Origin of the sequence: Fischerella muscicola PCC 7414 (assembly GCF_000317205.1) — a bacterium.
Lineage (GTDB): Bacteria > Cyanobacteriota > Cyanobacteriia > Cyanobacteriales > Nostocaceae > Fischerella > Fischerella muscicola.
Window position 1 is genome coordinate 1 of the sequence record NZ_AJLK01000106.1, and the last position, 24,400, is coordinate 24,400.

The 24,400-nt window shown below is 41.3% G+C and carries 25 protein-coding genes, 1 tRNA gene and 1 pseudogene; 15 read left to right on the plus strand and 12 right to left on the minus strand.

What is annotated here, in order from left to right:
- Nucleotides 1–135: 135 nt before the first annotated feature.
- Nucleotides 136–1,589: pseudogene (locus UYI_RS32735) on the minus strand (MFS transporter).
- Between the two features lie 76 nt (nucleotides 1,590–1,665).
- Between UYI_RS32735 and UYI_RS0115460 the strand changes: the two are divergent.
- On the plus strand, nucleotides 1,666–2,178 hold the full coding sequence (locus UYI_RS0115460; protein WP_016867551.1) for a phosphoribosyltransferase: 513 nt from the start codon (nucleotides 1,666–1,668) through the stop codon (nucleotides 2,176–2,178).
- Nucleotides 2,179–2,475: 297 nt separating this feature from the next.
- A complete protein-coding gene (locus UYI_RS0115465) occupies nucleotides 2,476–2,781 on the plus strand; it encodes a type II toxin-antitoxin system HicB family antitoxin (protein ID WP_016867552.1) in 306 nt (101 codons plus the stop codon).
- 34 nt (nucleotides 2,782–2,815) lie between these two features.
- On the opposite strand, the gene UYI_RS0115470 is transcribed toward UYI_RS0115465, so the two are convergent.
- A complete protein-coding gene (locus UYI_RS0115470; protein ID WP_016867553.1) occupies nucleotides 2,816–3,742 on the minus strand; it encodes an AEC family transporter in 927 nt (308 codons plus the stop codon).
- A gap of 101 nt (nucleotides 3,743–3,843) precedes the next feature.
- Between UYI_RS0115470 and UYI_RS0115475 the strand changes: the two genes are divergently transcribed.
- Nucleotides 3,844–4,638, plus strand: coding sequence for a M15 family metallopeptidase (locus tag UYI_RS0115475; protein WP_026085972.1), 795 nt, complete (start codon nucleotides 3,844–3,846; stop codon nucleotides 4,636–4,638).
- 50 nt (nucleotides 4,639–4,688) lie between these two features.
- Here UYI_RS0115475 and UYI_RS0115480 read toward each other — a convergent pair whose 3' ends face one another.
- The 3 genes from UYI_RS0115480 to UYI_RS0115490 form a co-directional block, all read right to left on the minus strand.
- Nucleotides 4,689–5,177: a GNAT family N-acetyltransferase gene (locus UYI_RS0115480; protein ID WP_016867555.1), complete on the minus strand. Its 489-nt coding sequence runs from the start codon at nucleotides 5,175–5,177 to the stop codon at nucleotides 4,689–4,691.
- A gap of 397 nt (nucleotides 5,178–5,574) precedes the next feature.
- Nucleotides 5,575–6,201 carry an SAM-dependent methyltransferase gene (locus UYI_RS0115485; protein WP_016867556.1) on the minus strand — a complete coding sequence of 209 codons (627 nt, stop codon included), beginning with the start codon at nucleotides 6,199–6,201 and terminating at the stop codon, nucleotides 5,575–5,577.
- Nucleotides 6,202–6,469: 268 nt separating this feature from the next.
- On the minus strand, nucleotides 6,470–7,834 hold the full coding sequence (locus UYI_RS0115490) for an APC family permease (RefSeq protein ID WP_016867557.1): 1,365 nt from the start codon (nucleotides 7,832–7,834) through the stop codon (nucleotides 6,470–6,472).
- Between the two features lie 468 nt (nucleotides 7,835–8,302).
- On the opposite strand from UYI_RS0115490, the gene UYI_RS0115495 reads away from it, so the two are divergent.
- Nucleotides 8,303–9,382, plus strand: a complete 1,080-nt coding sequence (locus tag UYI_RS0115495; protein ID WP_016867558.1) for a coiled-coil domain-containing protein — start codon at nucleotides 8,303–8,305, stop codon at nucleotides 9,380–9,382.
- A gap of 943 nt (nucleotides 9,383–10,325) precedes the next feature.
- Here UYI_RS0115495 and hisA read toward each other — a convergent pair.
- On the minus strand, nucleotides 10,326–11,099 hold the full coding sequence (gene hisA, locus UYI_RS0115505) for a 1-(5-phosphoribosyl)-5-[(5-phosphoribosylamino)methylideneamino]imidazole-4-carboxamide isomerase (RefSeq protein ID WP_016867560.1): 774 nt from the start codon (nucleotides 11,097–11,099) through the stop codon (nucleotides 10,326–10,328).
- A 120-nt stretch (nucleotides 11,100–11,219) separates the two neighbouring features.
- Between hisA and UYI_RS36840 the strand changes: the two genes are divergently transcribed.
- Nucleotides 11,220–11,369, plus strand: a complete 150-nt coding sequence (locus tag UYI_RS36840) for a hypothetical protein (RefSeq protein WP_157226344.1) — start codon at nucleotides 11,220–11,222, stop codon at nucleotides 11,367–11,369.
- Here the strand turns inward: UYI_RS36840 and UYI_RS0115510 are convergent.
- From UYI_RS0115510 to UYI_RS0115520, 3 genes are all read right to left on the minus strand, one after another.
- Nucleotides 11,359–11,649: a DUF3593 domain-containing protein gene (locus UYI_RS0115510; protein ID WP_016867561.1), complete on the minus strand. Its 291-nt coding sequence runs from the start codon at nucleotides 11,647–11,649 to the stop codon at nucleotides 11,359–11,361. The two genes, UYI_RS36840 and UYI_RS0115510, sit on opposite strands and share 11 nt — an antisense overlap.
- On the minus strand, nucleotides 11,646–11,993 hold the full coding sequence (locus tag UYI_RS0115515) for a DUF2499 domain-containing protein (protein WP_016867562.1): 348 nt from the start codon (nucleotides 11,991–11,993) through the stop codon (nucleotides 11,646–11,648). The genes UYI_RS0115510 and UYI_RS0115515 overlap by 4 nt, the downstream gene beginning before the upstream one ends.
- Nucleotides 11,994–12,208: 215 nt before the next feature.
- On the minus strand, nucleotides 12,209–12,880 hold the full coding sequence (locus tag UYI_RS0115520) for a hypothetical protein (protein ID WP_016867563.1): 672 nt from the start codon (nucleotides 12,878–12,880) through the stop codon (nucleotides 12,209–12,211).
- Between the two features lie 242 nt (nucleotides 12,881–13,122).
- Here UYI_RS0115520 and UYI_RS0115525 point away from each other — a divergent pair, with 242 nt between their 5' ends.
- Nucleotides 13,123–13,584 carry a TspO/MBR family protein gene (locus UYI_RS0115525; protein WP_026085973.1) on the plus strand — a complete coding sequence of 154 codons (462 nt, stop codon included), beginning with the start codon at nucleotides 13,123–13,125 and terminating at the stop codon, nucleotides 13,582–13,584.
- Nucleotides 13,585–13,712: 128 nt separating this feature from the next.
- On the opposite strand, the gene pyrE is transcribed toward UYI_RS0115525, so the two are convergent.
- Nucleotides 13,713–14,333 carry an orotate phosphoribosyltransferase gene (pyrE, locus tag UYI_RS0115530; protein WP_016867565.1) on the minus strand — a complete coding sequence of 207 codons (621 nt, stop codon included), beginning with the start codon at nucleotides 14,331–14,333 and terminating at the stop codon, nucleotides 13,713–13,715.
- 208 nt (nucleotides 14,334–14,541) lie between these two features.
- Between pyrE and UYI_RS0115535 the strand changes: the two genes are divergently transcribed.
- A complete protein-coding gene (locus UYI_RS0115535) occupies nucleotides 14,542–14,982 on the plus strand; it encodes a tudor domain-containing protein (protein ID WP_016867566.1) in 441 nt (146 codons plus the stop codon).
- A gap of 345 nt (nucleotides 14,983–15,327) precedes the next feature.
- On the opposite strand, the gene UYI_RS0115540 is transcribed toward UYI_RS0115535, so the two are convergent.
- A tRNA-Ile gene (locus UYI_RS0115540) sits at nucleotides 15,328–15,400 on the minus strand.
- 176 nt (nucleotides 15,401–15,576) lie between these two features.
- On the opposite strand from UYI_RS0115540, the gene UYI_RS0115545 reads away from it, so the two are divergent.
- On the plus strand, nucleotides 15,577–16,278 hold the full coding sequence (locus tag UYI_RS0115545; protein ID WP_016867567.1) for a hypothetical protein: 702 nt from the start codon (nucleotides 15,577–15,579) through the stop codon (nucleotides 16,276–16,278).
- Nucleotides 16,279–16,383: 105 nt separating this feature from the next.
- The gene (locus UYI_RS0115550) at nucleotides 16,384–17,730 is read left to right on the plus strand and encodes a hemolysin family protein (protein WP_167325072.1); all 1,347 of its coding nucleotides are present in this window, start codon (nucleotides 16,384–16,386) and stop codon (nucleotides 17,728–17,730) included.
- Between the two features lie 123 nt (nucleotides 17,731–17,853).
- Here UYI_RS0115550 and queC read toward each other — a convergent pair whose 3' ends face one another.
- Nucleotides 17,854–18,528 (minus strand): 7-cyano-7-deazaguanine synthase QueC, encoded by a 675-nt coding sequence (gene queC, locus UYI_RS0115555; protein WP_016867569.1) that lies wholly within the window; start codon nucleotides 18,526–18,528, stop codon nucleotides 17,854–17,856.
- A gap of 638 nt (nucleotides 18,529–19,166) precedes the next feature.
- Between queC and UYI_RS0115560 the strand changes: the two genes are divergently transcribed.
- The 6 genes from UYI_RS0115560 (at nucleotide 19,167) to UYI_RS0115580 (ending at nucleotide 23,938) form a co-directional block, all read left to right on the plus strand.
- Nucleotides 19,167–20,258 carry a Gfo/Idh/MocA family protein gene (locus tag UYI_RS0115560; RefSeq protein WP_016867570.1) on the plus strand — a complete coding sequence of 364 codons (1,092 nt, stop codon included), beginning with the start codon at nucleotides 19,167–19,169 and terminating at the stop codon, nucleotides 20,256–20,258.
- A gap of 177 nt (nucleotides 20,259–20,435) precedes the next feature.
- A complete protein-coding gene (locus tag UYI_RS0115565; protein WP_026085974.1) occupies nucleotides 20,436–21,050 on the plus strand; it encodes a DedA family protein in 615 nt (204 codons plus the stop codon).
- A 260-nt stretch (nucleotides 21,051–21,310) separates the two neighbouring features.
- Complete coding sequence (locus tag UYI_RS0115570) at nucleotides 21,311–22,459, plus strand: ParM/StbA family protein (protein WP_016867572.1); 1,149 nt, start codon at nucleotides 21,311–21,313, stop codon at nucleotides 22,457–22,459.
- Nucleotides 22,460–22,464: 5 nt separating this feature from the next.
- On the plus strand, nucleotides 22,465–22,974 hold the full coding sequence (locus UYI_RS0115575; RefSeq protein ID WP_026085975.1) for a hypothetical protein: 510 nt from the start codon (nucleotides 22,465–22,467) through the stop codon (nucleotides 22,972–22,974).
- 315 nt (nucleotides 22,975–23,289) lie between these two features.
- Nucleotides 23,290–23,604, plus strand: coding sequence for a hypothetical protein (locus UYI_RS36845; protein WP_157226345.1), 315 nt, complete (start codon nucleotides 23,290–23,292; stop codon nucleotides 23,602–23,604).
- Complete coding sequence (locus UYI_RS0115580; protein ID WP_016867574.1) at nucleotides 23,507–23,938, plus strand: hypothetical protein; 432 nt, start codon at nucleotides 23,507–23,509, stop codon at nucleotides 23,936–23,938. The genes UYI_RS36845 and UYI_RS0115580 overlap by 98 nt, the downstream gene beginning before the upstream one ends.
- Nucleotides 23,939–24,400: the final 462 nt, after the last annotated feature.

Here is a 24,400-nt window from a genome sequence, read left to right on the forward strand (position 1 = left end):
GGTGAGTACCCCATGAGCGACTGCCGTAGACGCGTAGCGGCTTCTGTAAAGTAAGGGTCTCCCGGCATAAAGAAAGAGGCGTCACGTGGCGTCCAAGACTGCGACCCCCTCACCGCTGTTGCGTCTACACTCTCCTCACACTCTCCCCCGTCTCTCCCTTCTTTCCTGAAGTTTGAGTAAAATTTCAGCGTGCATTTCGCGGGTAATTGGGTAAAAATACGCTAAAACTAAACCACAAATTAAAGCTGCTGCTGGTAAGGGGCCAATCGAAACACGAATCACTTCTAACACTGAATCTGGTTGGGTTGGTACAGGTATTTCTGGTGTGGGTTTAATGTATCCAGCAGCACCTAATCTTTGCAAAACTAAATTCACAGCCAACCCCAAACAAATTTTTTGCAAAAACACCATGAAACTATAAAAAAGACCTTCCCGACGCTGTCCTGTTGTTAATTCATCTAGTTCGATCACATCTGGTAGCATTGACCAGGGAATTAAATAAGCGGTTGATACTCCAAAACCAGCTAAAACTGCTAAACAGTACATCAACACCACCTGATCTGGCTTGAGGAAAAACAGCCCAACCTGAGCGATAATCCACAAAGTCATGCCCATATAGTACACAGCTTGTTTGCCAACACGCTTACTAATGGCACTCCAGACAAACAACATACTCATCGCGGTTCCTTGCACAGCCAGTAGTACTGAGCTAATGTGCCATTGGGGAAGACCCATCCAACTAGTGACAAAATAAGGAATAATACCAGCTGTGAGTTGAACTGCTAACCAGGAACAAAGATATATTCCGACTACAAACAAAAAAGGGCGATTACTAAAAGCAATTTTAAGTTGTTGCCCAAAGGGAATGGATACAGTTTGTTCTGTTTCTGGGTGTAAATTTGCTACAGCTTGAGCGCGTTTTTTCGTTCCCCAAACACACCAATATATTGGTAGAACAGAAATAATCGCACAAATCGCTCCTATTAATAAAAACTGTAAGCTGCGATTATTAGGAACTACTAAAGAAACGACTAATCCAATAATTAAAGCAAGAATGCTCCCACCAATCGAAAAAGCAAAACGAAAACTATTGAGGCTGGTACGTTCATCGTAGTCTTGGGTTAGTTCAGCAGTGAGAGCCGTGTATGGTAAATTAACAACTGTATAGAAAGCATTAAACAATATTGAAATCGCAGTGTAATACCAAAATAAACCCCACTGATTCCCATTTTCGTTATTACTAAAGTGAGGTACAATCCACTGCAAAAAAAGAAAACGCCAAAGGGAATGGCCCCCCAAATCATCCAAGGATAGCGTCTCCCCTGACTGCTTTGAGTGCGATCGCTCAATACACCCACCATTGGATCGTTAACTGCATCCCAAACTTTACCGACGAGTTGAGTTTGTCCGGCTAATTGGGGATTCAAACCAGCGACATCTGTCAGGAAAGGTGACAAATAAGAAATCCCAATCATGGCAGTAATTGCCGTACCCAAATCTCCAGCACCAAAAGCCAGCTTAGTACTTAAGTCTAGTTTTTCATTCTCAGCACTGTGCTGGAAATTACCATTAGGGGGAGAATCGCTCATATTACACTACGCTCATACTAAGATAAAAAGTTTGATTTGCCATTTCATTAATAGCTACAACTAAACGTTCCCCACTATGCCAGACCTTTACATTTCTTGGTCAGATTATCACCGCAAAATTGAACAATTGGCTGCTCAAATCTATCAATCCGGTTGGGAGTTCAATCAAATTATCTGCCTTGCCAGAGGCGGACTACGGGTGGGAGATATTCTCTCCCGTATTTATAAGCAGCCCTTGGCAATTTTAGCAACATCATCTTACAGTGGCCCAGGCAAGCAAGAAAGGGGATATTTAACTTTTTCTCGCCATTTGACAATGACTACAGAAAAGTTAGGTTCGCGCATTCTTTTAGTAGATGACTTGGTTGATTCTGGGGTGACTCTGAAAGAGACTATACCTTGGCTAAAAATGTATTCTGATGCTCCAATAGAGCAAATTCGCACTGCGGTAATTTGGTATAAAGCTTGTTCAGTAATAAAACCTGATTACTACGTTGATTATTTATCAGATAATCCTTGGATTCATCAACCATTTGAACACTATGAATTTATGAACCCAGCAGAATTGTTGGAAGTGGTTAGTAGTTAGTGGTTGATTGTTGGTTGTTGTAGAGACGTGCCATGGCACGTCTCTACATTGGTGAGTAGTTAATAGGGGCACACTCTACGAGAAACTGCTACGCGTCTACGCGCGTATAGTGATAATAAGAGGTGGGGATAGGAATATTTCAACATCCTCTCATCACTAAGCCATAGACTTTTCATCTGATGCGATCGCTCCTCATGCTCCTCGATTAGATGCACTTAGTAGAGAGCATCTAATCAACGTCAATAATAGGATATAGCCACAATCAAAAAATTAAGAGTAATTTCTATAACTACGAATTTGCTCAAACATTCTGCTGATAACTTATCCAAACTTAATTATTCAGTATTGATTGAAGAAAAAGAAGGCGGTTTTCAAGTGACAGTTTGGGGTTTACCAGAGTTTCAGGTATTTGCAAAGACACGGGAAGATGCATTGAAAAATTTGCATGAACTCGTCAATTCTCGTTTACAAAATGTCGAAATAGTAACTCAGGAAATTGAAGCGCCAAAATCTGAGCATCCCTGGATGAAATTTGCAGGCAAGTACAAGGATGACCCACAATTTGATGATATGCTGGCGGATATCGAAGCATATAGACGATAGAAAATTAGTGCGTGTTTTAATTTTGGCTAGTGTCCTACCCTACGGAAAATAACCACAGCCACAGTGGTAGAGTAACTAATAATATAATTGATCCTACTGCTAAGGCAGTGACTGCCAGATCGCGATCAAGATTAAAAGTTTCAGCAAGCACTAATGTGGCAAAGGCTGGAGGCATAGCCATTTGTAGGACGATTACTTGGGCTGGTGCGCCTGTTAAACCAAAAAATGGTAAAGTAAAGCCCAAAATCAGGGGAACTAACAACATTTTTATTCCCAAGCTGATTCCTGCTTGTGGTAAGCTATGCCAGGAATTAAGTTTGCTTAATCGCATCCCGATTAATAACAGCGACAATGCCACGGCAGTCCAAGCGAATTTATCTAGGTAAAATTCAACTGGGGTAGGAATTACTACTTGCCGTAATATTAAACCGAAACCAAAACTCCATAAGGCAGGATTGATAATAATCGCCTTAAGAATATGTCTAATATCATGGACACTGCCGCTAAAACGTGCTGCTAAGGCTACACCTAAGCCATAAGCGCCTAGTGTAGTGCCGAGTAAATCGTAAAATAGCGCCCAAGCAAAATATTGAGTGCCAACTATTGCTAAGGTGACAGGATAACCTAAATAACCAGTGTTACCTAACATTGCCGCTAGGAGAAAACTACCCTGAGTCGGTTGCTGGAGACTGGTTTTGGTAAAAAGGGCTTGCCATTTGATCCCAATCCAGGCTAAAAATGCCCCGAGGAAAATGGCTAAGTAGGCGATCGCAGGTGCAATCCAAATCTGCCCTGACAAGTCTGTTTGATATAGAAACGCTACAATGCTGATCGGTACTCCTACCCAAAAGAGGAAATGACCTAAACAGGTGGGAACAGTAGCAGGTAGTTTGCGTCCCAAGAAAAACCCTAGCAAAACTAAACCTACCAATTTGACATATAGTTCTAAGAGGTTTGCCAAGACGAAACTCGAAATTAAATATCTAAAATGATACCTATTGCCTTTATTCCTCTCCAGTCTACAATCTGTTATGAATACTCAACAAAAGCAGGAGTTAACCCTTGAAGAACGCTGAGTTTTCTGGAAAACCGCGAAACTCATCGCCTGTGTCTGGTGAAGATATTCCAGCAGCTTTACGCGATACTCCTGATGTCGCACCCAGGAGGCGTCTATCCCTCTTAGTTTTGGGAATTGGGGGAGTACTTGTTTTTGCGCTGCTGGCTGTGATTAGTGGTTTTTTGTTCGCGTGGACTGCACCGAAGAAAGATGCAGTTTCTCAGTCTTCCCCTACTTCAACTCCTGCGAATTCACAAAACAACAATACCGATCAAGTTCTCGGACATCTGCCATATACAGAAGCACCAGAATCAGAACTAGCAGCAATTTCGGCAGATGGACGCCAAAGACTGCGAAAAGTAGCAGCCCAAAAATATCAGGAGATGGTGGCAGCAGCGCGGAGTGCTGGTGTTATTTTGACACCTATTTCTGGTTTTCGTTCAGTTAAAGAGCAAGAACAATTATTCTTTGGTGTAGGCGCACAACGCAATCAAACCCCAGCCCAGAGAGCAGCTTTGAGCGCTCCTCCTGGCCATAGTGAGCATCATACAGGCTACGCTGTAGATATTGGGGATGGAACAGTACCAGCCACTAACTTGAATGAGAATTTTGAAAACACCAAAGCTTTTCAATGGCTACAAACAAATGCTGCTCGTTTTGGCTTTGAGATGTCCTTTCCCAAAAATAATCCCCAAGGTGTGAGTTATGAACCTTGGCATTGGCGTTTTGTAGGCGATCGCGACAGTTTAGAAACTTTCTACAGAGCCAAAAATGTTAAGCCGACTCCAACGCCCCAATGAGGGAGTGTGGGGAGATGGGGTAGTGTTATTCAACTGATAACTGATAACTGTTAAATATGTCGTCCCATAATTACTAAATCCCGTTCCACACCATCCAATTCTGCAACCTTGGGTAGGTATCCCCAATTTTGAAAGCCAAATTTTTCAAATAGTTGTAAGCTTGGATGGTTATGAGCAAATATAAAACCTAATAAATTCTTGATGCCCAAGCTGGGACTTTGGTTAATGGCTTGAGTTAGAAGCTGCTTTCCTAAACCGTGGCGATGATACTTAGGAGCAATGTAAATACTAACCTCAGCAGTAGCATGATAGGCTGGTCGCCCATAAAAAGATTGTAAACTCAACCATCCAGCCACTATGCCCTCGACTTCAATCACCCAAAGTGGATTTTTTGAAGGCGATCGCGTACTAAACCAAGTACGACGACTTTCCACAGACACTGGTTCTAAATCAGCAGTTGCCATGCGTCCAGGAACTGCGGCATTGTAAATCGCCACAACTTTTGGCAAGTCAGCTTCAGTGGCATGGCGGATAATCATTACTGTTACAAGAAAATTTAGAAAATATTTAAAAAATCATACATTGTATTAGACCTATCTTGAAAATGGGTGTGTAGACGCGCTCATAGGCTTCAAGGTAGAGTACCCGAAGGGCTTCCTGTAAGGATGGGCGGTTTGGGTGTGAGGGAGCCACTGCGCCCTTGGGGGTTCCAACAGTTGTAGCACGTGGCGTCACGTGGCGTCACGTGGCGTTGTAGGGGAAGAGAAATTTTGATCCTTCATTGTGAACTTTGTTCATGGAGTCTCTTACAAAAATAAAAAGAAACCCTCCCCAACCCTCAAATATTGGGGAATTAGGGTTAAGGGGGCTGGGGAGTTAGGTTTTTGATTACTGAATCGGGTGTTCTAGACACCTATATTCCAGATAAATCATCATCTATTGAAGCAAATTCTTAGGAACTTCCTCAGGAACAACCCATAAATAAAGAGTTGAGCCTTGTACCTGCACCGTCTTCTGTGGTTTCCACTCACCCATATCGAAGGCATGGGAAACAATACGAGTGCCTGGTTTAAGTTCTTGTAAAAGTTTGGGTCGGAGTCTCAAATTGACATCAGGCAACAAGTATAGTGTTACTACCGTTGCTCCATCAAACTTGGTTTGAAATAAATCTTGTTGCAGGAATGTAACGCGATCGCTTACTCCTGCTTTTTCAGCATTGGCTTTGCTTTCCTGTACAAGTTCCGGATTGATTTCTACACCTACGGCACGACGAACACCATATTTTTGGGCTGCGGTGATAGGAATACGCCCGTCTCCACTACCAAGATCGTAAACCACATCATTTTTATTAACTTCTGCCAGTTGCAACATCGCATTTACAACTTCTTGTGAAGTTGGTACATAAGGCACATCAGGTTTTGGAGTTTCTTGGAACTGAGTTGTTGTAGCTGGTGTTTGTGCATCTGCTTGCACGTTACCCTGCTGATTCGTACACCCAGCCACAGTCAAGCTTGCAGCACTAATTCCAGTCACAAGTAAAATTAGCATTCGTCGTAATTGCATGATTTTTCTCCTTTGACTGATAGAGTTGGTTGTTAGTTGGTGGTTGTACCAGACGTGCCATGGCACGTCTGTACAGTGGTTAGTAGGTAGAGACGCAATTAATCGTGTCTGTACAATAGTAGTTAGTAAGGGCGTACTCTACCTTGAAACCTATGAGCGCGTCTAAGCCTGTACAGTAGTTAGGAATCAGTGAACAGTTAACAGTACTAGGCGCAGTGAGTAATAGAATTTGATAACTGATAACTGATAACTGACAACTGAACTACACTCACCTATTCCTAAACAGGTATCGATCCAAGTACAGCAACGGGATTGCACAAATCACCGCTACCACGCCAACTATTGCCCCTACTCCCGTATGAGCCAAGCTGGAGTAGAGTAAATAGCCACAGACAAGACAAAATAGCAAAGGCAACCAAGGATAAAGTGGGACTTGAAAGGGGCGACTAATATGGGGTTCTCGCATCCGCAAGATAAACAGCGAGATGCCAGAAAGTAGGAAGAAAAACCAAAATACAGGGGCTGTGTAGTCTACCATTGTTTCAAAGCCGTTGCGGGTGATACTGCCTAGTGCCACCAAAGCTAAGGAAATTGCCCCCTGCAACAGAAAAGCCATACTGGGAGTACTTTTTTGATACTGCCAATTTCTCATAAATCGAAACAGTGAAAAGTCCTGTGCTAAGGCGTAGTTGGTACGCGCCCCAGTTAAAATAGTGGCGTTGATTGCCCCTAAAGCAGAAACTGCAACCAGCAGACTGATAAATACTGCTCCCACTTCACCTAAAGCCTGACGCATCAAAGCAGCTGCGACTGCTTGCGACTGCGCCATTTCCACCAATCCCAATCCCCGCAGGTAGGCTAGATTGATCAACAGGTAAATGCCGGTGATAATGCCGATACTCCATAGTAAAGAACGGGCTATATTACGTTGTCTATTTTTGATTTCTGCTGAAATATAAGCCGCCTCGTTCCATCCACCATAGGATAGTAAGACAAATACCATTGCCAGTCCCCAATTGCCTTCGGGAGTAGGGGAAGTTCCTGGAGTTAAAACCCCAGAAGCATTTGCCAAAGAAAGTCCAATGATCACCACCAGCAGCAAGCCAAGGACTTTTACCACCGATAGTAAGTTTTGTGTCCATTTACCCTGCTGCAAACCGAAAATGTTTAATGCTGTTAATATAGCGATCGCACTTGCCGCATACATGGAAGAGGAAAAGGCTCCAAGTGGCAAAATTTGAGATATATAGTCACCAAAAACAAATGCCAACAGAGCAATTGAACCTGTTTGAATGACTATCATCCGCGCCCAAGCAAATAAGAAAGCGACTTTCTGCCCAAAGGCACGCTTGAGATAATGGTAATTACCTCCCACATGGGGATAAGTTGTCGCTAACTCGGCGTAACATAAAGCCCCAATGAAAGATACCGCACCTCCTATTAACCACAACAGCAGTACCGCAAAATTACTACCTGCATTAGCCGCAACCAAAGCAGGGGTTTCAAAAATGCCTGCCCCAATTACAATACCGACTATTAGGGCTACAGCATCCACAAATGCAAGTGAAGGCTTCGGTGCTGCTGCTTCAGTTGTCCCTGTCTGCTGTGATAAGGCGTAATCTTCACGTTTCATATTGTTAGAGAAAGGGAAAAGTATAGAAGGGTAAGGGATCAGAACTTTTCCTGCTTACCCTCTAACTATGCCCAGTTGTGATAGTTAATGTGGTGAACCTTATGGTAAGAGGGAGTAGTGACTAAATTTCCCTATCTCTAGGGTTAAAAATAAATGTGACTTAAAAATGACAGCGGAAAATAAGAAGCTGGTGCATGTGTATCGATCAATGCAGTAATCGCGATCGCTTCTCCCTTGACAACAACAGATGAGCTTGAATACACTTAGTACATAAGTACTAAAATTTAAATATCCAACTTGCGTTCCTTGGCTTCAGTCTTTAACTAGAAGTCAATCAATATTTAGGAATAGCAACCTTTTTAAGGTTGTTTTCATTTCAGTATTTCCACTGCTCTAAAAATATTGTTTTCAAGGCTACCCTCAACATAGTACAGGGTAAGCCACAGTCTTGCTTGCTACCAACAAATATTGCACATTAACTATGAAAGAAGTACGAAGTCAGAAATTCTAAAAGCTTACAATGAAATAGCCAAAGAGAAAGCAGCCCTAAAATCTCAACTAGAACAATTAGCAAAAGAACGCGATTCTGTACAAAAAAATCAGAGAAACTCAACTATAGAAAATAAACCAATAATGAATCAACCAGCAACTATTCAACAAAAAATGAATTTTACTATTGAAAGCCTCGCGAAAATTCAGCTAGGCTTTGGTAGTGCTGCTAATGAATTGTCAGAACAACTCACAACGCAAGCATCCAAATTAGCAGAAATTAGACAATTAGTTGAAAATGAAGTGCAGCAACTAAAAGAACTACATAATTTAGAAATTTCTGAAGATATTCTGGATAATCTCATTCAAAATTACGAAGAAAATGCTAAAGATTATCAAGAAGAATTCAGTCAACGTTCTGAAACTTTAATACAAGAAATTCAAGAGCAAAGACAAGCTTGGGAAAAAGAAAAAGAAGAGTACAAAATATCAATTAAAGAGCGAGATGAAAATCTCAATAAAACTCGACAAAGAGATGCAGCAGAATATAAATATAATTTAGAACTCCAGCGTAAACTAGAGATGGATGAGTACGAACAACAGCAAAAAACCTTATATAAAGAATTAGAAGAATTTCGCCAAGAAATAGAAAAGCAATGGTTAGAAAGAGAGAGAGCGATCGCTGAAAAAGAAAAACAATTTGAAGAATATAAAACTAAAGTCGAAGCTTTCCCTAAAGAAAAAGAAGCCGCAATCAAAAAAGCAACAGAAGAAGGTAGAGGCATCGCCCATTACCAGGCTAAAGTCAAAGCAGATTTATTTGCCAAAGAAATAGAAGGACAAAAACGTTTTTATGAGCAAAGTTTGCAATCTTTAGAACAGACAATTAATAATCAAGAAACACGTATTCAAAACCTCTCTAAACAATTAGAATCAGCCTTGAAACAAGTTCAAGATTTGGCAGTAAAAGCTATTGAAGGATCTGCAAATATAAATTCCTATCAGGCAATCAAAGAAATAGCTTTAGAACAAGCTAAAAGCCAAGTCAAGAATAAGTAGTTTTGGGAACTAGTCAAGTAGTCAAGTAGGGTGTGTTACGGCAGTTGAATAAAGATAGCTACTGGCGTGTCTAGACTAAAATGTTGCAATAAATCTCTTCTTCTATCTGGTGTGTTCTCTCTTGCCTAGTGCAGTTTATTAATGCACAAATTTAGCTGTGTCACGCCACTACCAAGTAAATATTTACTTGATAAATGCTCTCGTTATACCAATCTTATTTGAGTTGTAAACAATCACATTGTCTAGAACCCCGACTTTTTAGAAAAGTCGGGGTTCTTGTTTTTCACAAATGATTTAGGATTGCTATATTTTCCCTATGCGTTGTTAGTATTAGTTTTAGGAGTTAAACCACGCTCTCTTCTCAGGGGCCTATCTTTAACTGGTGGTTGAGGTGGCTTTGGTTTCTTACTAGCCATAATTTTTACCCTTGAATTTAATTCCTATACTAATTACACAATAATTGTTACCACTTCCAGAAATATTTACAATCAAATCCAAATTTAAGAATTTTTGATCGTTACCAAGTTCTCTAAATAAGAAAATAGAGACGCTTTTTCTGCGTCTCTAAAAGAGAGGAAACCCATTATGAAAATTTAAAAACTCAAAATTAAAACTTCAAATTTCTTATGAAAAAGCTAATTAGCTATCAGTAAATAAATTTACTTACTTAAGCATTTAATTTATTACATAAACTCAAGCTGTCTTTGGTTTAGAGTTGTCGTTTTGGGCTTGAAGCTTATTGCTACCAGATTCAGTTTTAGGTTTATTTGTGACAGGTGGTTTTGGGCGAGTCATAGTAACTAAGTAATTTTTAACTCTCTACAACTTGAACTACACCGTAGTAAATTCGGAATCCGGAAAATAAAAAAATAACTGACTTGATCGTCAGTTAAGAAATATTAAGCTGATCAAAAGTGTTTACTCTTTCTGCAACACTAAGATACTAGGCAAAAGCTGAAAAACCTAAATCTGGGGGTATGTCTTGAATACGCCCAGAACCAACTGCCCGAACTGCTTCTGAGACGGAGATATCACCAGTGTACAAGGCACGCCCAATAATAACACCTGTGACGCCTTGAGGTTCTAATGCTAACAGACTGAGGAGATCCGTGAGCGAACTAACTCCACCAGAAGCAATTACAGGAATATTGATTGCAGCAGCTAGTTCGCGTAAAGCATCTAAATTTGGCCCCGCAAGAGTACCGTCACGATGGATATCTGTGTAAATTACTGCTGCTGCTCCTAATTCTTGCATTTGTACAGCAAGTTGTGTGGCAAGTACTTCTGAAGTTTCTAACCAACCACGAGTCGCCACTTTTCCATTACGAGCATCTATGCCGATGATAATCTGTTGGGGAAATTCTTGACACAGTTGTTGCACTAGCTGTGGTTGTTCTACAGCCACAGTTCCCAAGATAGCCCATTGTACGCCTAAATCAAACAACTGCTGGACGCTGTCTGGTGTCCGCAAACCTCCACCTACTTCAATCGGTACGGATACTGCTTGAGCGATCGCTTCTATTGCCTTTAGGTTCACTAATTTACCAGCTTTCGCCCCATCCAAATCAACCAAATGAAGTCTAGTTGCACCCTGTTCTACCCATTGTTTGGCAACATCCACCGGATTTTCACTGAAAACTTGTGAGCGATCGTAGTCTCCCTGATAAAGTCGCACACAACGACCTTCTAGTAAATCTATCGCTGGAATAACTTCCATAATTATCCTTAAAGTGGTTAGTGGTTAGTTGTTGGTTGTTGGTGAGACCAGCCCCCCAAAAAGGCGGTCTCCGTCACGATGGGGGACTGGCGAACCCGAAGGGTTGTTGGTGGTTGATTGTTGCTTGTTGGTTGTTGGTTGTTAGTTGTTATTCCCACACTCCCCATCACCCCATCACCCCATCACCCCATCACCCCATCACCCCATCACCCCATCTCCCCATCTCCCTTGTCCCCTTTCCCCAATTCCCTCCCACCTCCTACTCCCTAGTCTCTTTAATCACTGCTTGCCGAAAACCTAGCACAATCAAGACATTAGCAAGCGTCAAAAAAAATTCTGCACTTCCATGCAACCAATCAACATTTGCCAAAGATTGATTGTAGTGCAGTTGAGCATAAATCCCAGCTGGGATAGTGACACCGACAAACACCAGGGTGCAGTAAAACCCGTATAACGCCAAGCGTGGCATTTGCTTGACTCTGCTAATAAACCACAAGAAACCCAAGTAGGGAAACAGTGACAGGATAAATAGGGTTTCTTTTGAAATCATTGCTTCGATTTAATACCTTCTGTAGAAGTTACTTGAGTGGCTATATCTGTAGATTTAGCATTGCGCCAAATCCACACTGCAGCCGCCCAAAGCGTAATATTACCAACTAAAGTCATAGTAGCTTGTAGTGTGACCAACCATTCTAGTGATTCTGCATTCTCAAAATAGTGCCAAGTGCAGGCACACATTGCACTCACTAAAGCTGGTAACATAGCCAAAGATAATGTCCACCAAGCACGGTTGCCAGTCACTTCACCGTATTGCCAAATTAGCCAGATGGCAGCAATCCACTCGATAACGCTAGAAACGTGAATGATCCAGGTGGGAATTGAAAGAACGTGCATGTTAGTCAATAGTCAATATTCAGTGGAGATGAAACATTTGATAGTTAATCATCAGACTCATAAATTATAGTTCGACAAAGCACTTTGTTTTGCCACAATATCGCCTACTTTTAACAGTTATCAGTTATCAGTTATTGAATCACTGTTCACTGAATTGTAGACTTGAGCTATTAACCCGCAGTTTAATTAGGGACGAGTTTTTATATGATGAGAAATTAGTGTCGAAATACACTGAAAAATTGCCTTCTCAATTGTAGATATTTGAATATTTTACTTGCTAAAGGCTCGAAACCATCACCAAATTCGGCTGGATAGTGTTGTACAGCCCAAAAAGCTTGACCGTTATATTCCCCAATAAATAAAACACCTACAATATTACTGTTTCCTTGTTGCCGAAAAACAATTTTTTCTTTTGCCCAAGGATATAAATCTTCTTTGGCTTGAGAACTATTAACTACTCGCCACTTGTTAATAGCAAATAAACTCTTGGGTGCGACTAATCTTTGTTTTGCCTCTTTCCAAGTCAATTTTTCACCAGGAAAGAAAAGCTGAACATAAACATTTTTGTTGATTTTTCCATTGGGTTGCAGGGCATAAAACCATACTGCTGTCCCCTCTCCAGAACTGACTGTTTGGTCAACAAAACGATTAGCTGGGATGTAGGTTGTAAAATTTAAACCTGGTTTGTTGTAGAGATTGAGCGTGATTTTCTGTTTTTCACCTTCCACGCTAATAGTGTCTGTGATGGTACTAGGTCTAGATTGGAAAGTAACAGCAGTATTGGGTAGATTGTTATTTACTTGATTACTAGATACTTGTTCTGTACAAGCAATGGATGTACCAAAAATAAGTGCGATCGCTAATGAATATAAAATTCGCTTCATCATCTTTAATCTTGCTTTTATTTACGTATGAGCAGTACTAAAACTGACAACATAGTTCTCTAGTCCTGATCCTAAGAAAAGATAGAAGCAAGTAACCTCATGCAATTGGTTCACCAACTCAGGTGATATCTAGTTAAATGTGGCAAATCAAAGAGTTACCAATTGTTTACCCAAAGGTAGGTGCAATATTTTTCTTCAAAAATCTACACTGCAAGTAAAATCTTATTGCTATGGATGCTGATATTATGAAAGCTCGATGGATTATTACTGCGGTTTCAGCAGCATTATTTTTTGGCGGTAGCTTATTGACATCTTTACGCGATCCCTGGTTTCAGGGCTTGCGACGTCCTGATTGGCTGACTTTTGAGTTTTTAATTCCGTTTATTTGGATATTTATTTGGATTTGCACCACAATGTCTGCAATTTTGGTATGGGAGAGAAGCTCAAAAAGGTTTCGTCCTTGGCTGTTGATGGGGATGTATGCAGCGATCGCTATTCTGACTTCAGCTTACAGTCCCATTGTAGTGGAATTTCGCAGCTTGATTGGTGGAATGATTGTAGGTGGCTTAGCAACAGTTCTCGTTTATATTCTGGCTTTTTTAGTAAAGCCAATTTCCCAGACTGCTTCTTGGCTATTTTTACCTTACGCTCTTTGGGGCCCTATAGGCACTTACCTCACCTGGGTTTTGATTCAACTTAATTTTTAATTACACTCACAAGACTGAATACAAAATTGTATAATTTTGCACAAATACTTGCAGTTAGTCTACCCAGCATAGCTTAATTTAATTGATAATGCTGGGTTTAATAAAATTTACTAACTGCGATCGCCTAACTAATTCCTCAATTCTCGATATCTTTCCTGAATATTCTCAATCGTAAACACTGCCTGAAAATTCAAGCCTACCGAATTGTAAAATTCTGCTCCTCCCTGCTGGCGATCTACTAGAGAAATTACTTGATTAACTGCATAATCTGCTGCTCTCAGGTGTTCAACTGCTTTCATGGCTGATTGTCCTGTGGTGACAACATCTTCCAAAACCAATACATTTGCACCTGCTGACAAATTTGGCCCTTCTATATATGCTTTTGTTCCGTGACCTTTAGCTTCTTTTCGGACAATCAGGGCTGGTATCGGTCTTTTCTCGAGAGCAGAAACTACACTAACTGCCGTTACAATCGGGTCAGCCCCCAATGTTAAGCCAGCTACTGCCTCAGTGTCTGGTGGTAGTAGCGATAAGAGAATACGACCAATTGCCAAAGCACCTTGGGGATGGAGTGTAACTTGCTTGCCGTTGATGTAATAGGAACTAGGTTGTCCGGAAGAGAGGACGAAATCACCCTCTTGATATGCAAGTTGGCAAAATAAATCCAGTAATTTGTTGCGTAGGGTTGACAGATCGGCACTAACTGCCCAAATGTCAGATTGGATAGGGGTTTGAGCTTGGTAGGTCATTACAAAAGAATAAAATTTGTGCTAAACCAATGGTTGAGCTTCTCAGTAAGCTGACGTAAAAAACATAACTCTAAAATTGTTGGTAGTTGGTTGTTGGTAGTTGGTTGTTAACCATTAACCACTAACCAACAACTACTAACAGTCGCTACTAGAAGTTCTGACAATAAGGATAAGTTAAGATTCGCGCAAACACAGAGGAGCGATAAAAATGGCTTTAAAATTTAGAGTATTGGGTGGGTTGTTGGTGCTGTTTAGTAGTGCGATCGCTATTCCGGCTTTAGCCCAAGAAAAAACACAAACATCAAGTGATGACTATGTAACACCAAATGAAGCTTTTGAACGGGCTTATTTTAAAAATGCTCCTAATTTCTTCGGTAGTATCACTAGTCAAAGTGACATCAACGATATTTTCGGGCCTGGTTCCTTTTCTCGAAATACTTTTCCAGAAAATCAAATTGCCAGAGATAGTGAGTTGGTTCACATTCTTTATCGGGATGTTCTCTATCAACAGGTTAGTAATGATCCTTATCTTCGTAGTCCCGATTTACCCAATCCTTACAACACTTCCCTGTTAATGTCTCCAGGCTTGAATGCTAACAAGCTTAAGGTTGGTACTGAGTTTCGGTTTGAGCAAATGCCCCCTCGCTAAATATTATTAAAAGGGAACGGGGAATAGGGAACAGTTAACAGAGTTTTCCTCTATTAACTGTTCCCTGTCCGTAGTACTCGACCACATAAGTTTTAACTCTTTGTGAGGGGTCAGATCCCCGACTTTTTTAAAAAAGTCGGGGATCTGGCTAACCGATCAAAATCAATTTGGTGAACTAGTAGACTCGGTCAATAGTCTGTTAAGGACTATCATTCCTCCCAGGGTACAAGAAAGCGGATAAATCCTGGGAATCAATTCCTATTTTAAAATCCAAAATTTCCAAAGCAGCCGAGGGATCCGTTGGGTCAATCCAAAATCCAAAATCTACAATCCAAAATATTTAAATCCAGGGTGCAGGAGTTGAACCTGCCTAAGGCGAATTATGAGTTCGCTGCCTCAACCGCTCGGCCAACCCTGGTCGTTGTTCTGATAGATTATAGCATAATTTTATTAATTGCGTGCGATCGCAACTTGCTTATTAGGTTTCAACACTACACAATTTGATAGTGCTATAGTGCAGACTAATATTAATTAAGTTCCCTTAAAAATATAGTTTGAAACAAACCAATATTTTTCTGCTATAGCTTATCAGCAATGAAACTAAATTCTACTGTAGTTCTAACTTTAACTTTGTTGGCCCTGATGTTGGGAGCTGGCTCTTTAAGTGCTTTTTTAGGATTTGATATTGGTAGTAAAGCACTCAAAGGCGTAACATCACCCGATTCTCGCCCCACTACCAAGTTTGCTAGTGCTAAGACGGGTAATTCTCAGCATGGAGGACTAGTGCTTTTAAAAGAGGAAGAAATTCTTAAAACTGTCAAGGCAAGAATAGAGGGTAAAAGCAAAACTCCTAAATCAGAACAAGAAGAAGAGGAGGAAACTGAGACCGTTAGCAACAAACAGAAGCCAGAGGAAAAGCCCCAAGAAGAAGTGGAAGAAAAACCCCAACCAGGATTTCCTGTTTCTGCTGAAAGTGATGGCGTAAATCTTTCAGTACAATCTGCCCGCTATTCTGGTGGTGCATTGCAACTGCGCGTAAAAATGCAGAACAAAGGTAAAAATTCTGTACGCTTCCTCTATAGTTTTTTAGATGTCTCAGACGATAAAGGACGAACCCTGAGTGCTAGTACAGATGATCTACCATCAGAATTGCCTAATAACAGCCCCGCATATACTGGTACTATTAGCATTCCTACAGCTTTGCTTGATGATGTTAAAAGCATTTCACTTTCTCTCACAGATTATCCAGCTCAACAACTGAAGTTGGAAGTATCGGATATTCCTGTAGGAAGGTAATAGGTAATGGGTAATGGGTAATGGGTAATAAGAAAAAACAACCAATTACCAATTACCAATCACCTATTACCAAATGGGGGTGTGCATTTTACACGGGCTTTGGCAGTGATAGGTTTTCCTAGCTTGAATTGGACTGATGTGGGGCTGCGATTGTTGTCAGTGCTGCTACTGATTGCCATCAATGCTTTTTTTGTCACGGCAGAATTTTCGATGGTTACAGTACGGCGATCGCGTATTCATCAGTTAGTAGAAGCTGGTGACATACAAGCACTAGCCGTTGAGGTTCTACAGCGTAGTATAGATAGATTGTTGTCTACAACTCAGTTGGGGATTACTCTCTCAAGTTTGGCGCTGGGGTGGATTGGAGAAAGCACAATTGTTGTTCTAGTCAAATCATGGCTACAATCTTGGCCTCTTCCTGGAGAAATAAATATTGCGATCGCTCATTCTTTATCAATCCCGATTGCCTTTTTTTTCATTGCTTACTTACAAATTGTTTTAGGAGAACTATGTCCTAAATCTGTGGCAATGCTGTATTCAGAACAGCTGGCACGATTTTTAGGTCCTTCTGTCAAAGCAATTGTCCGGTTTTTTAATCCCTTTATTTGGATTCTCAACCAATCGACTCGCTATTTGTTACGACTATTTGGCATCGAATATACAGGTCAAAGTTGGAGACCACCTGTTACACCTGAAGAATTACAATTAATTATCTCTACAGAACGTGAATCTACTGGATTAGAAGCTGGAGAACGAGAACTACTGAAAAATGTTTTTGAATTTGGGGAAGTAACAGCACAAGCAGTCATGGTTCCTCGCAACAACATAGTAGTGCTGCCTCAAGATGCCACCTTGCAGACTTTTCTTGAACAAATGGCAGCCACTGGTTACTCTTGTTTCCCAATTATTGGAGAATCTTTAGAAGACATTCGTGGCATCGTTTACTTTCAAGACTTAGCAAAACCCCTAGTTGTAGGCAAATTAGTTTTAGAAACACCTATTCAACCGTTAATCCGCCCAGTAAGATTTGTACCAGAAAATACTCCCTTAAGTGAATTATTACCGATGATGCAGCAAGAGAAGTTGGGCATGGTAATAGTAGTGGATGAATTTGGTGGTACGGTGGGGTTGGTAACAATTCAAGATGTAATTGCCCAAATTATTGGTGATATCGGTGTTGCAGAAAATAATGATGAATTGCTAATTGAGTTTGTAGATGACCAAACATTCTTAGTGCAAGCGCAAATTAACTTAGAAGAGTTGAACGATGTCTTACATATCAATTTGCCTTTGCGAAGAGAATACCAAACACTTGCAGGCTTTATGCTGTACCAATTGCAGAAAATTCCTGCCTTAGGTGAAACTTTACGTTACCAAAATTTAGAGTTAACTGTTACGTCAGTTGAAGGACCCCGCTTGCACCAAATTCGGGTAAGAAGATTAAGTGAGTAAGGGTATGAGGGTTTAAGAATTATATTTTTTCTTCCTATACCCCCTACACCCCCATACCCCTACGAGGTTTTCCTTATAGGAGAGAAGATTCCAACTTCATCTACACCCCTATACCCCTATACCTTATCTATAAGCCAGTGGATCTTTCAGTCCTAGTTCAACAAAAGCAGCAAGACGCAACTGACAAGCATCACAGACACCACACGCAATATCACCACCAGCGTAGCAAGACCAAGTCAGTTCCCAAGGAACTCCCAATTTGTTACCTAGCTGAATAATTTCAGTTTTTTTTAAGTGAAGTAGAGGTGCAACAATGGTAATGGTCTTGCCTTCGCGTCCTTGTTTTGTTCCCAAACGAAAGACTTCCTGCATTGCTTGGATATAATCAGGACGACAATCAGGATACCCAGAGTAATCTAGGGCATTAATACCGATGTAGACACGTTCGGCGGCGATAGTTTCGGCGTAGGCTAGGGCAAAGCTCAAAAAGATAGTATTACGTGCTGGTACGTAGGTGACAGGAATATTTTGTGACATATCCTCCAAAGAACGCTTTTGGGGTAAATCAATAGTGTCGTCTGTAAGTGCCGAACCGCCCCACTGCCGTAAATCAAAGGTTACTATTTGATTTTGGACTACACCTGCTGTTTTTGCGATCGCTAATGCTGAGTGTAACTCTCGTTTATGCCGTTGCTGGTAGTCAAAGGAAATAGCATAACACTCACAACCATCTGCTAGTGCTTGGTAGAGAACAGTGGAAGAGTCTAATCCACCAGACAATAAAATAACGGCTTTCATATTCACGCTTGGATGTAGGGATATAAGGTAGGGGTATGAGGATATAGGGGTGTAGGGGCATAGATAAAATTGATTTCTCTTACACCCCTACACCCTTACCCCCCTTAAATCCATTGATGATATATGAAAATTGTGCGCTTCGGGTTTATCGCCTTACACCCCTACACCCTTACCCTCTTAAACCCATCTTTTTCACAGACAATAATACTTGCTGACTTTCTTGCTGATTTTAACGCAGGTGCGTGCTATTCCAATAAAGCCTTTTTAAATCAAAACTTCTCTGTAGTTGGTAATTTAACTCACAAAAAAATTATTTATTTTTAGTGGTAATAATTGGATAATTATACCGCTAATTAGTTTATTAAATGTAACTAACCAACTATATGCGGTTATCATACTTACTTTTTCCGGTCAAAAATAACACTAAAATTATTATTTGCTAAGTTTAACAACAAACATCAAACTCTACTGAGTATACAAAACAGGCCCAGATGGTGGGAACTCATAACAAACTTTGAAATTCTTCATAAACAGAACCTCTATGTTACCATCTGGATGGTTTTAGACGACTAATCAGTGGCAGTTTAAGTATCAAAGCCGACGATTGTAGCGTCTCTAAATTGGTGGTTGAGGAGAGAATGAGAGTGCAAGATAGCAGCATGTCAGCAGGAGAACAAAACGGACACGGACACCGTACCCAGCCCCGCCCGATCCGCATAGGTGTGATCGGGGTGGGTAATATGGGGCAACATCATGCCCGTATCCTAAGTTCCATGAAAGACGTTGAACTGGTTGGTGTTGCAGATATAAATGTCGAACGAGGCTTAGAAACCGCCAGTAGATACAAGGTGCGTTTTTTTGAGGATTACTGCGATCTGCTGCCCCATGTGGAAGCGGTCTGCATTGCCGTTCCCACGCGCCTACATTACGCTGTGGGAATTTCTTGCCTTTTGGCAGGAATTCACGTTTTGGTAGAAAAACCGATCGCAGCCAGTATTTCTGAGGCAGAATCGCTAGTTAATGCCGCAGCCGAATCTGGCTGTATTCTCCAAGTGGGTCACATTGAACGCTTTAGTCCAGCCTTTCAGGAATTGAGCAAAGTGTTGAAGACTGAGGAAGTGTTGGCATTAGAAGCCCATCGCATGAGTCCCTACTCAAATCGTGCCAACGACGTCTCAGTTGTTCTGGATTTAATGATCCATGATATCGACTTACTGTTGGAATTAGCCGCCTCACCAGTAGTGAAATTAACGGCTAGTGGTAATCGTACCTTAGACTCTGGTTATTTAGATTACGTGACTGCAACTCTAGGATTTGCTAATGGCATTGTTGCCACCTTGACTGCCAGCAAAGTCACTCATCGCAAAATCCGCAGTATAGTCGCCCATTGTAAAACTTCATATACAGAGGCAGATTTTCTCAAGAATGAAATTTTGATTCATCGTCATACCATAACTAACTCTATGACAGACTATCGGCAAGTCCTTTACAAGCAAGATGGTGTGATTGAAAAAGTTTATACTAGTAATACTGACAAATTGGGGGCAGAATTGGAACATTTTGTCAACTGCGTGCGTGGTGGTAATCAACCTTCAGTTGGTGGCGAACAAGCACTTAAAGCTTTAAGATTGGCAAGTCTAATTGAGCAAATGGCTTTGGAAGAAAGAGTTTGGAATCCATTGGATTGGGAATCTGAATCGAGAGTGCAATCTTTGACACCCACTGTTTAGCCAGAGTGGGAGAGTGAAACAGCAGGAGAGGGAGAGAAGTAAGAAATTACTCTTTCCCTCTCCTTTAATCTATGTAAATTGTTGATGGTTGATAGTTGTTTGTTGTTTGGACAACCCAGCAACAAACAACAACCAACAACTAACAAACAACATTTAACAATCTTAGGAATTGACTCAATGACAGATTGGATCAAAACTACTATCGAATCTATGGGTTATGTGGGAATTGCCCTGCTGATGTTCCTTGAGAACCTCTTTCCCCCTATTCCTTCGGAATTGATTATGCCCCTAGCAGGATATACGGCAAATCTACCAAACGCCAAGCTTAATATTATTGGTGTATTTTTTGCAGGGCTAGTAGGTTCTGTGCTAGGCGCACTCATCTGGTACTATCCTGGAAAATTTCTTGGGGAACATCGCTTAAAAGTCTGGGCGGATAGATATGGTAAGTGGATAACTATTACCAGTAAAGATATTACCAAATCTAAAGATTGGTTTGATAAGCAAGGTAACAAAGCTGTACTGTTTGGACGCCTAGTACCAGGAGTTCGTACCTTGATTTCTATACCCGCAGGCATCAGCAATATGCCCTTGCCATCTTTCATATTTTATACAACTGTGGGTAGCGCTGTTTGGGTAGGTTTGCTAACATACTCAGGATATATATTGGGTAGTCAATATGAAATTGTGGACAAGTACCTTGCTCCTGTATCAAAAATTGTGCTTGCGGTTATACTTTTAGCATTTCTTGTCTTGGTATTAAAGCGGACGCACAAACGTAGGAGAAGATAAAAAACTTGCCCCCAATGACAATTTACAAAAACAACTGTTTTGGTGTAAAAAGTAGCGCTATAAATGGCAATACGCTACAAGTGGCTTGCTATTTGACTTTATCTCAGCATAGCCTTGGCAAACTAACTCACACTAAGTTATTAAGTAATTCTTGGCAGGTCTTCAGCTAGATGTTGACCTTACCAATAATTTCTGATACACGCATTTTTGTAAGATGAGCATGGTAACTTTTTCAAGGTAAGTAAGTACTAGGAGCTTTCATGACAGACCAACCTTCCGCAGCCACCCCGATGAATGCCGCTGCCATGCCAATGAATAGAGTATCGGCATCTACTCCGATCAACGCTACTCCTACACCAACAGCTAGTAGCAGCACGGGTAAAAAGATTCTCAGTGTTGACTTAGGTAGAACTTCCACAAAAGCTTGTGTTAGTCGCGAACCAGCAAATGTAATATTCGTCTCTGCCAACGTTAAAGAAATGTCGATGGAACAAGTGCGGGGAGGTGTTTTTGAAGCCCGCGCAACAGATCCCTTGATGGATTTATGGTTGGAGTATCAAGGTAGTGGATATGCTGTCGGTCAACTAGCTGCCGATTTTGGTGCTAATTTGGGTGTAGGTCAATCTAAAGTAGAAGATGCACTTGTGAAAACTTTGGCTTGTGCTGGTTACTTCAAGCTCAAAGATGACATTTCTGTTGTGTTGGGTTTGCCTTACCTTTCTCAAGAACAGTTTGAAAAGGAAAAAGCCCAGCTAATTAGCCAATTGAGTGGCCCTCACACAATGAAGTTTCGCGGTGAAGATGTATCGCTAAACATCACTAAGGTTTGGGTAATGCCAGAAGGCTATGGTAGTCTTTTGTGGTGCGAAGCCCAACCGAAGAAAACCGCAGCAATGCCAGATTTTACTAAGGTGTCAGTGGCGATTGTTGATATTGGACATCAAACCATCGATTGCTTGATGGTAGATAACTTCCGCTTTGCCCGAGGTGCTTCTAAGAGTGAAGACTTTGGTATGAGTAAGTTTTATGAACTAGTAGCCGCCGAAATTGAAGGGGCAGATAGTCAATCCTTGGCTTTAATTGCTGCTGTTAACCGTCCCAAAGGCGATCGCTACTACCGTCCCAGAGGTGCAGGCAAACCCGCCAACCTAGATGATTTTCTGCCCAACTTGATAGAAATGTTTTCGCGTGAAATTTGCAGTCGTGTGTTAGCATGGCTACCAGAGCGCGTCACTGATGTGATTCTCACCGGTGGCGGTGGGGAGTTCTTCTGGGAAGACGTTCAACGTCTGTTAAAGGAAGCAAAAATTAATGCCCACTTAGCATCACCATCTCGACAAGCTAACGCTCTAGGGCAGTTCATTTATGCAGAGGCACAACTATCCGCCAATCGCTCTTCTAGGGCTTAAAAATAATGTTCCAATGGTCAAAAAAGGTGGTTAAATCGGTTACGTTCAACCCAGGGGTGGCTGACGAAAGCTTGTTAGCGCTTATCGAAAGCCAATTGGAGAAAGATCCCAACAAGACTTTCAGCGACCTCTGTAAAGAGGCCCTGTGGCAAGCTTTATGCGTGCCGGAATCAGTAAGACCAAGCCCACCGCCTACTCCGCAACCAGTACCGACACAAGGAGTAGAACCACAAATAGCTGAACTACAAAGGCAATTAGCTGACCTTGAGGAACGTTTTTTTGCCAAAGAATCTAATCGATTGGAGATGATGGAACGCCACCTGATGCAACTTAGTCAACAAGTAGCACAGCTGGCAATTATGGTTAATCAGACACCAGCCATACAGTCACCGACACCATCAACACCAGTAGTAGAGGTAGTAAATCATACTATTGCCACTTCTTATACTGCCACACCTCCTCAAGATGTTGATCCTGTAATTAGCCGCCTGAGTCAGTATCTGGATGATTTCTAGGAACCCCAGGGTGTGATATTATTGTGCTACTTTTGACCTCCTTAGTAGGATATTCTATTAAGGAGGTTTAATATTTTAGGTAGTGTTAGGCATTGGAAGGGAAGGGAGACAAACCAGACAAGGAGGACAAGGGGGAAGTCAGAAGTCGGAAGTTGGAAGTCGGAAGTTGTAACTACTAACCACTGTACAGACGTGCCATGGCACGTCTGTACAACAAGCAACAATCAACCCTACCCTTACCTTAAGCCACTACGTGTCTACGGGTTCGCCAGTCCCCCTACCCTTACCTTAAGCCCTCCGGGTTCGCAGTCGCTCATGGGGGACTCACCGGCCCCCACGACCGACAGGGAGTGGGGATTGGGGGAGAACCCCCTGCGTAAGAGTCGCTGTCTCAGCGCTTCGCGTCTACGTGACGGGAACCGCCTTTTTGGGGGGCTGGACTCACCACCAACCACCAATAACCAACAATTACCAAGTTTGATAAGCTGTGTTTTAGATTGTCTATTATTCAATACTGTTCAAGGTGTACTTTATGCTGTTGCGATCGCTCACGCTTATATTCTTTTCCTGCCTGCTTGGATTGTTATCTTGGGTGTACAGTCCCCCTGCTATAGCACTGACACAGATTAAACTCTTTGACATAACTTATAAAGAGTGTCCACCAGAAATAGCAAAAGGAGCGGTTACTAGTGGTACTACAATGGCAGCTAACTGTTTTCTAGTTACAGGCAAAGCTGAAAATCCAACTTATAAAACAGTTTACGATGCAGATATTTTTGGACGCATCTATGATGCAAATAATAATCCAGTCATGCAAAATCGTACCCGTCTTGGTTCAATACCTGAAGTGCCCCCAGGTATTAGTGATTTTGAATTAAGAATTTCTGTAGCAGCAAATCAACCCACTCCTCTCAAACTCAAGCAATTTAAAGCAGCTGGGTTTGGCGCTCAAGTTCGGAAGTAATCAACAAGACGAACCCATAAAATAATCTTTAGCTAAAAGCTGAGAAACCTTTTAGCATGACTTCCAGTAGGGTAATTTATGATATGAATTTTCCCTCTGTACTATTTATTAAAAGAATTATTGATAACAATTGAATAACTCACAGTAAGACATTAGTTTTGGCCTTTATTATCTTTGAATATTACAGAAAATTCAGCAACGACTTGCTAAGTAAAAATATTTCTTACCTGTGCCTTTAAAGAGGTTGTGGGTAACTAAATATTATGAAGAATTAAGTTAAAAGTGAGATGCACATCACCAAGCACAATCTCTAAGTAAAGTTAGTTGTCCTGAAGCTAGATGGCGAATTATTACGTGGTGGGATGTCGAAAGTTTAAAGCGCAAAGTTTGTGATTGCACTTACGTTTTATCAAGGTTGCGATCGCTTCAACTGCCTCAATGAGGATCGCTTACTTTAACTCC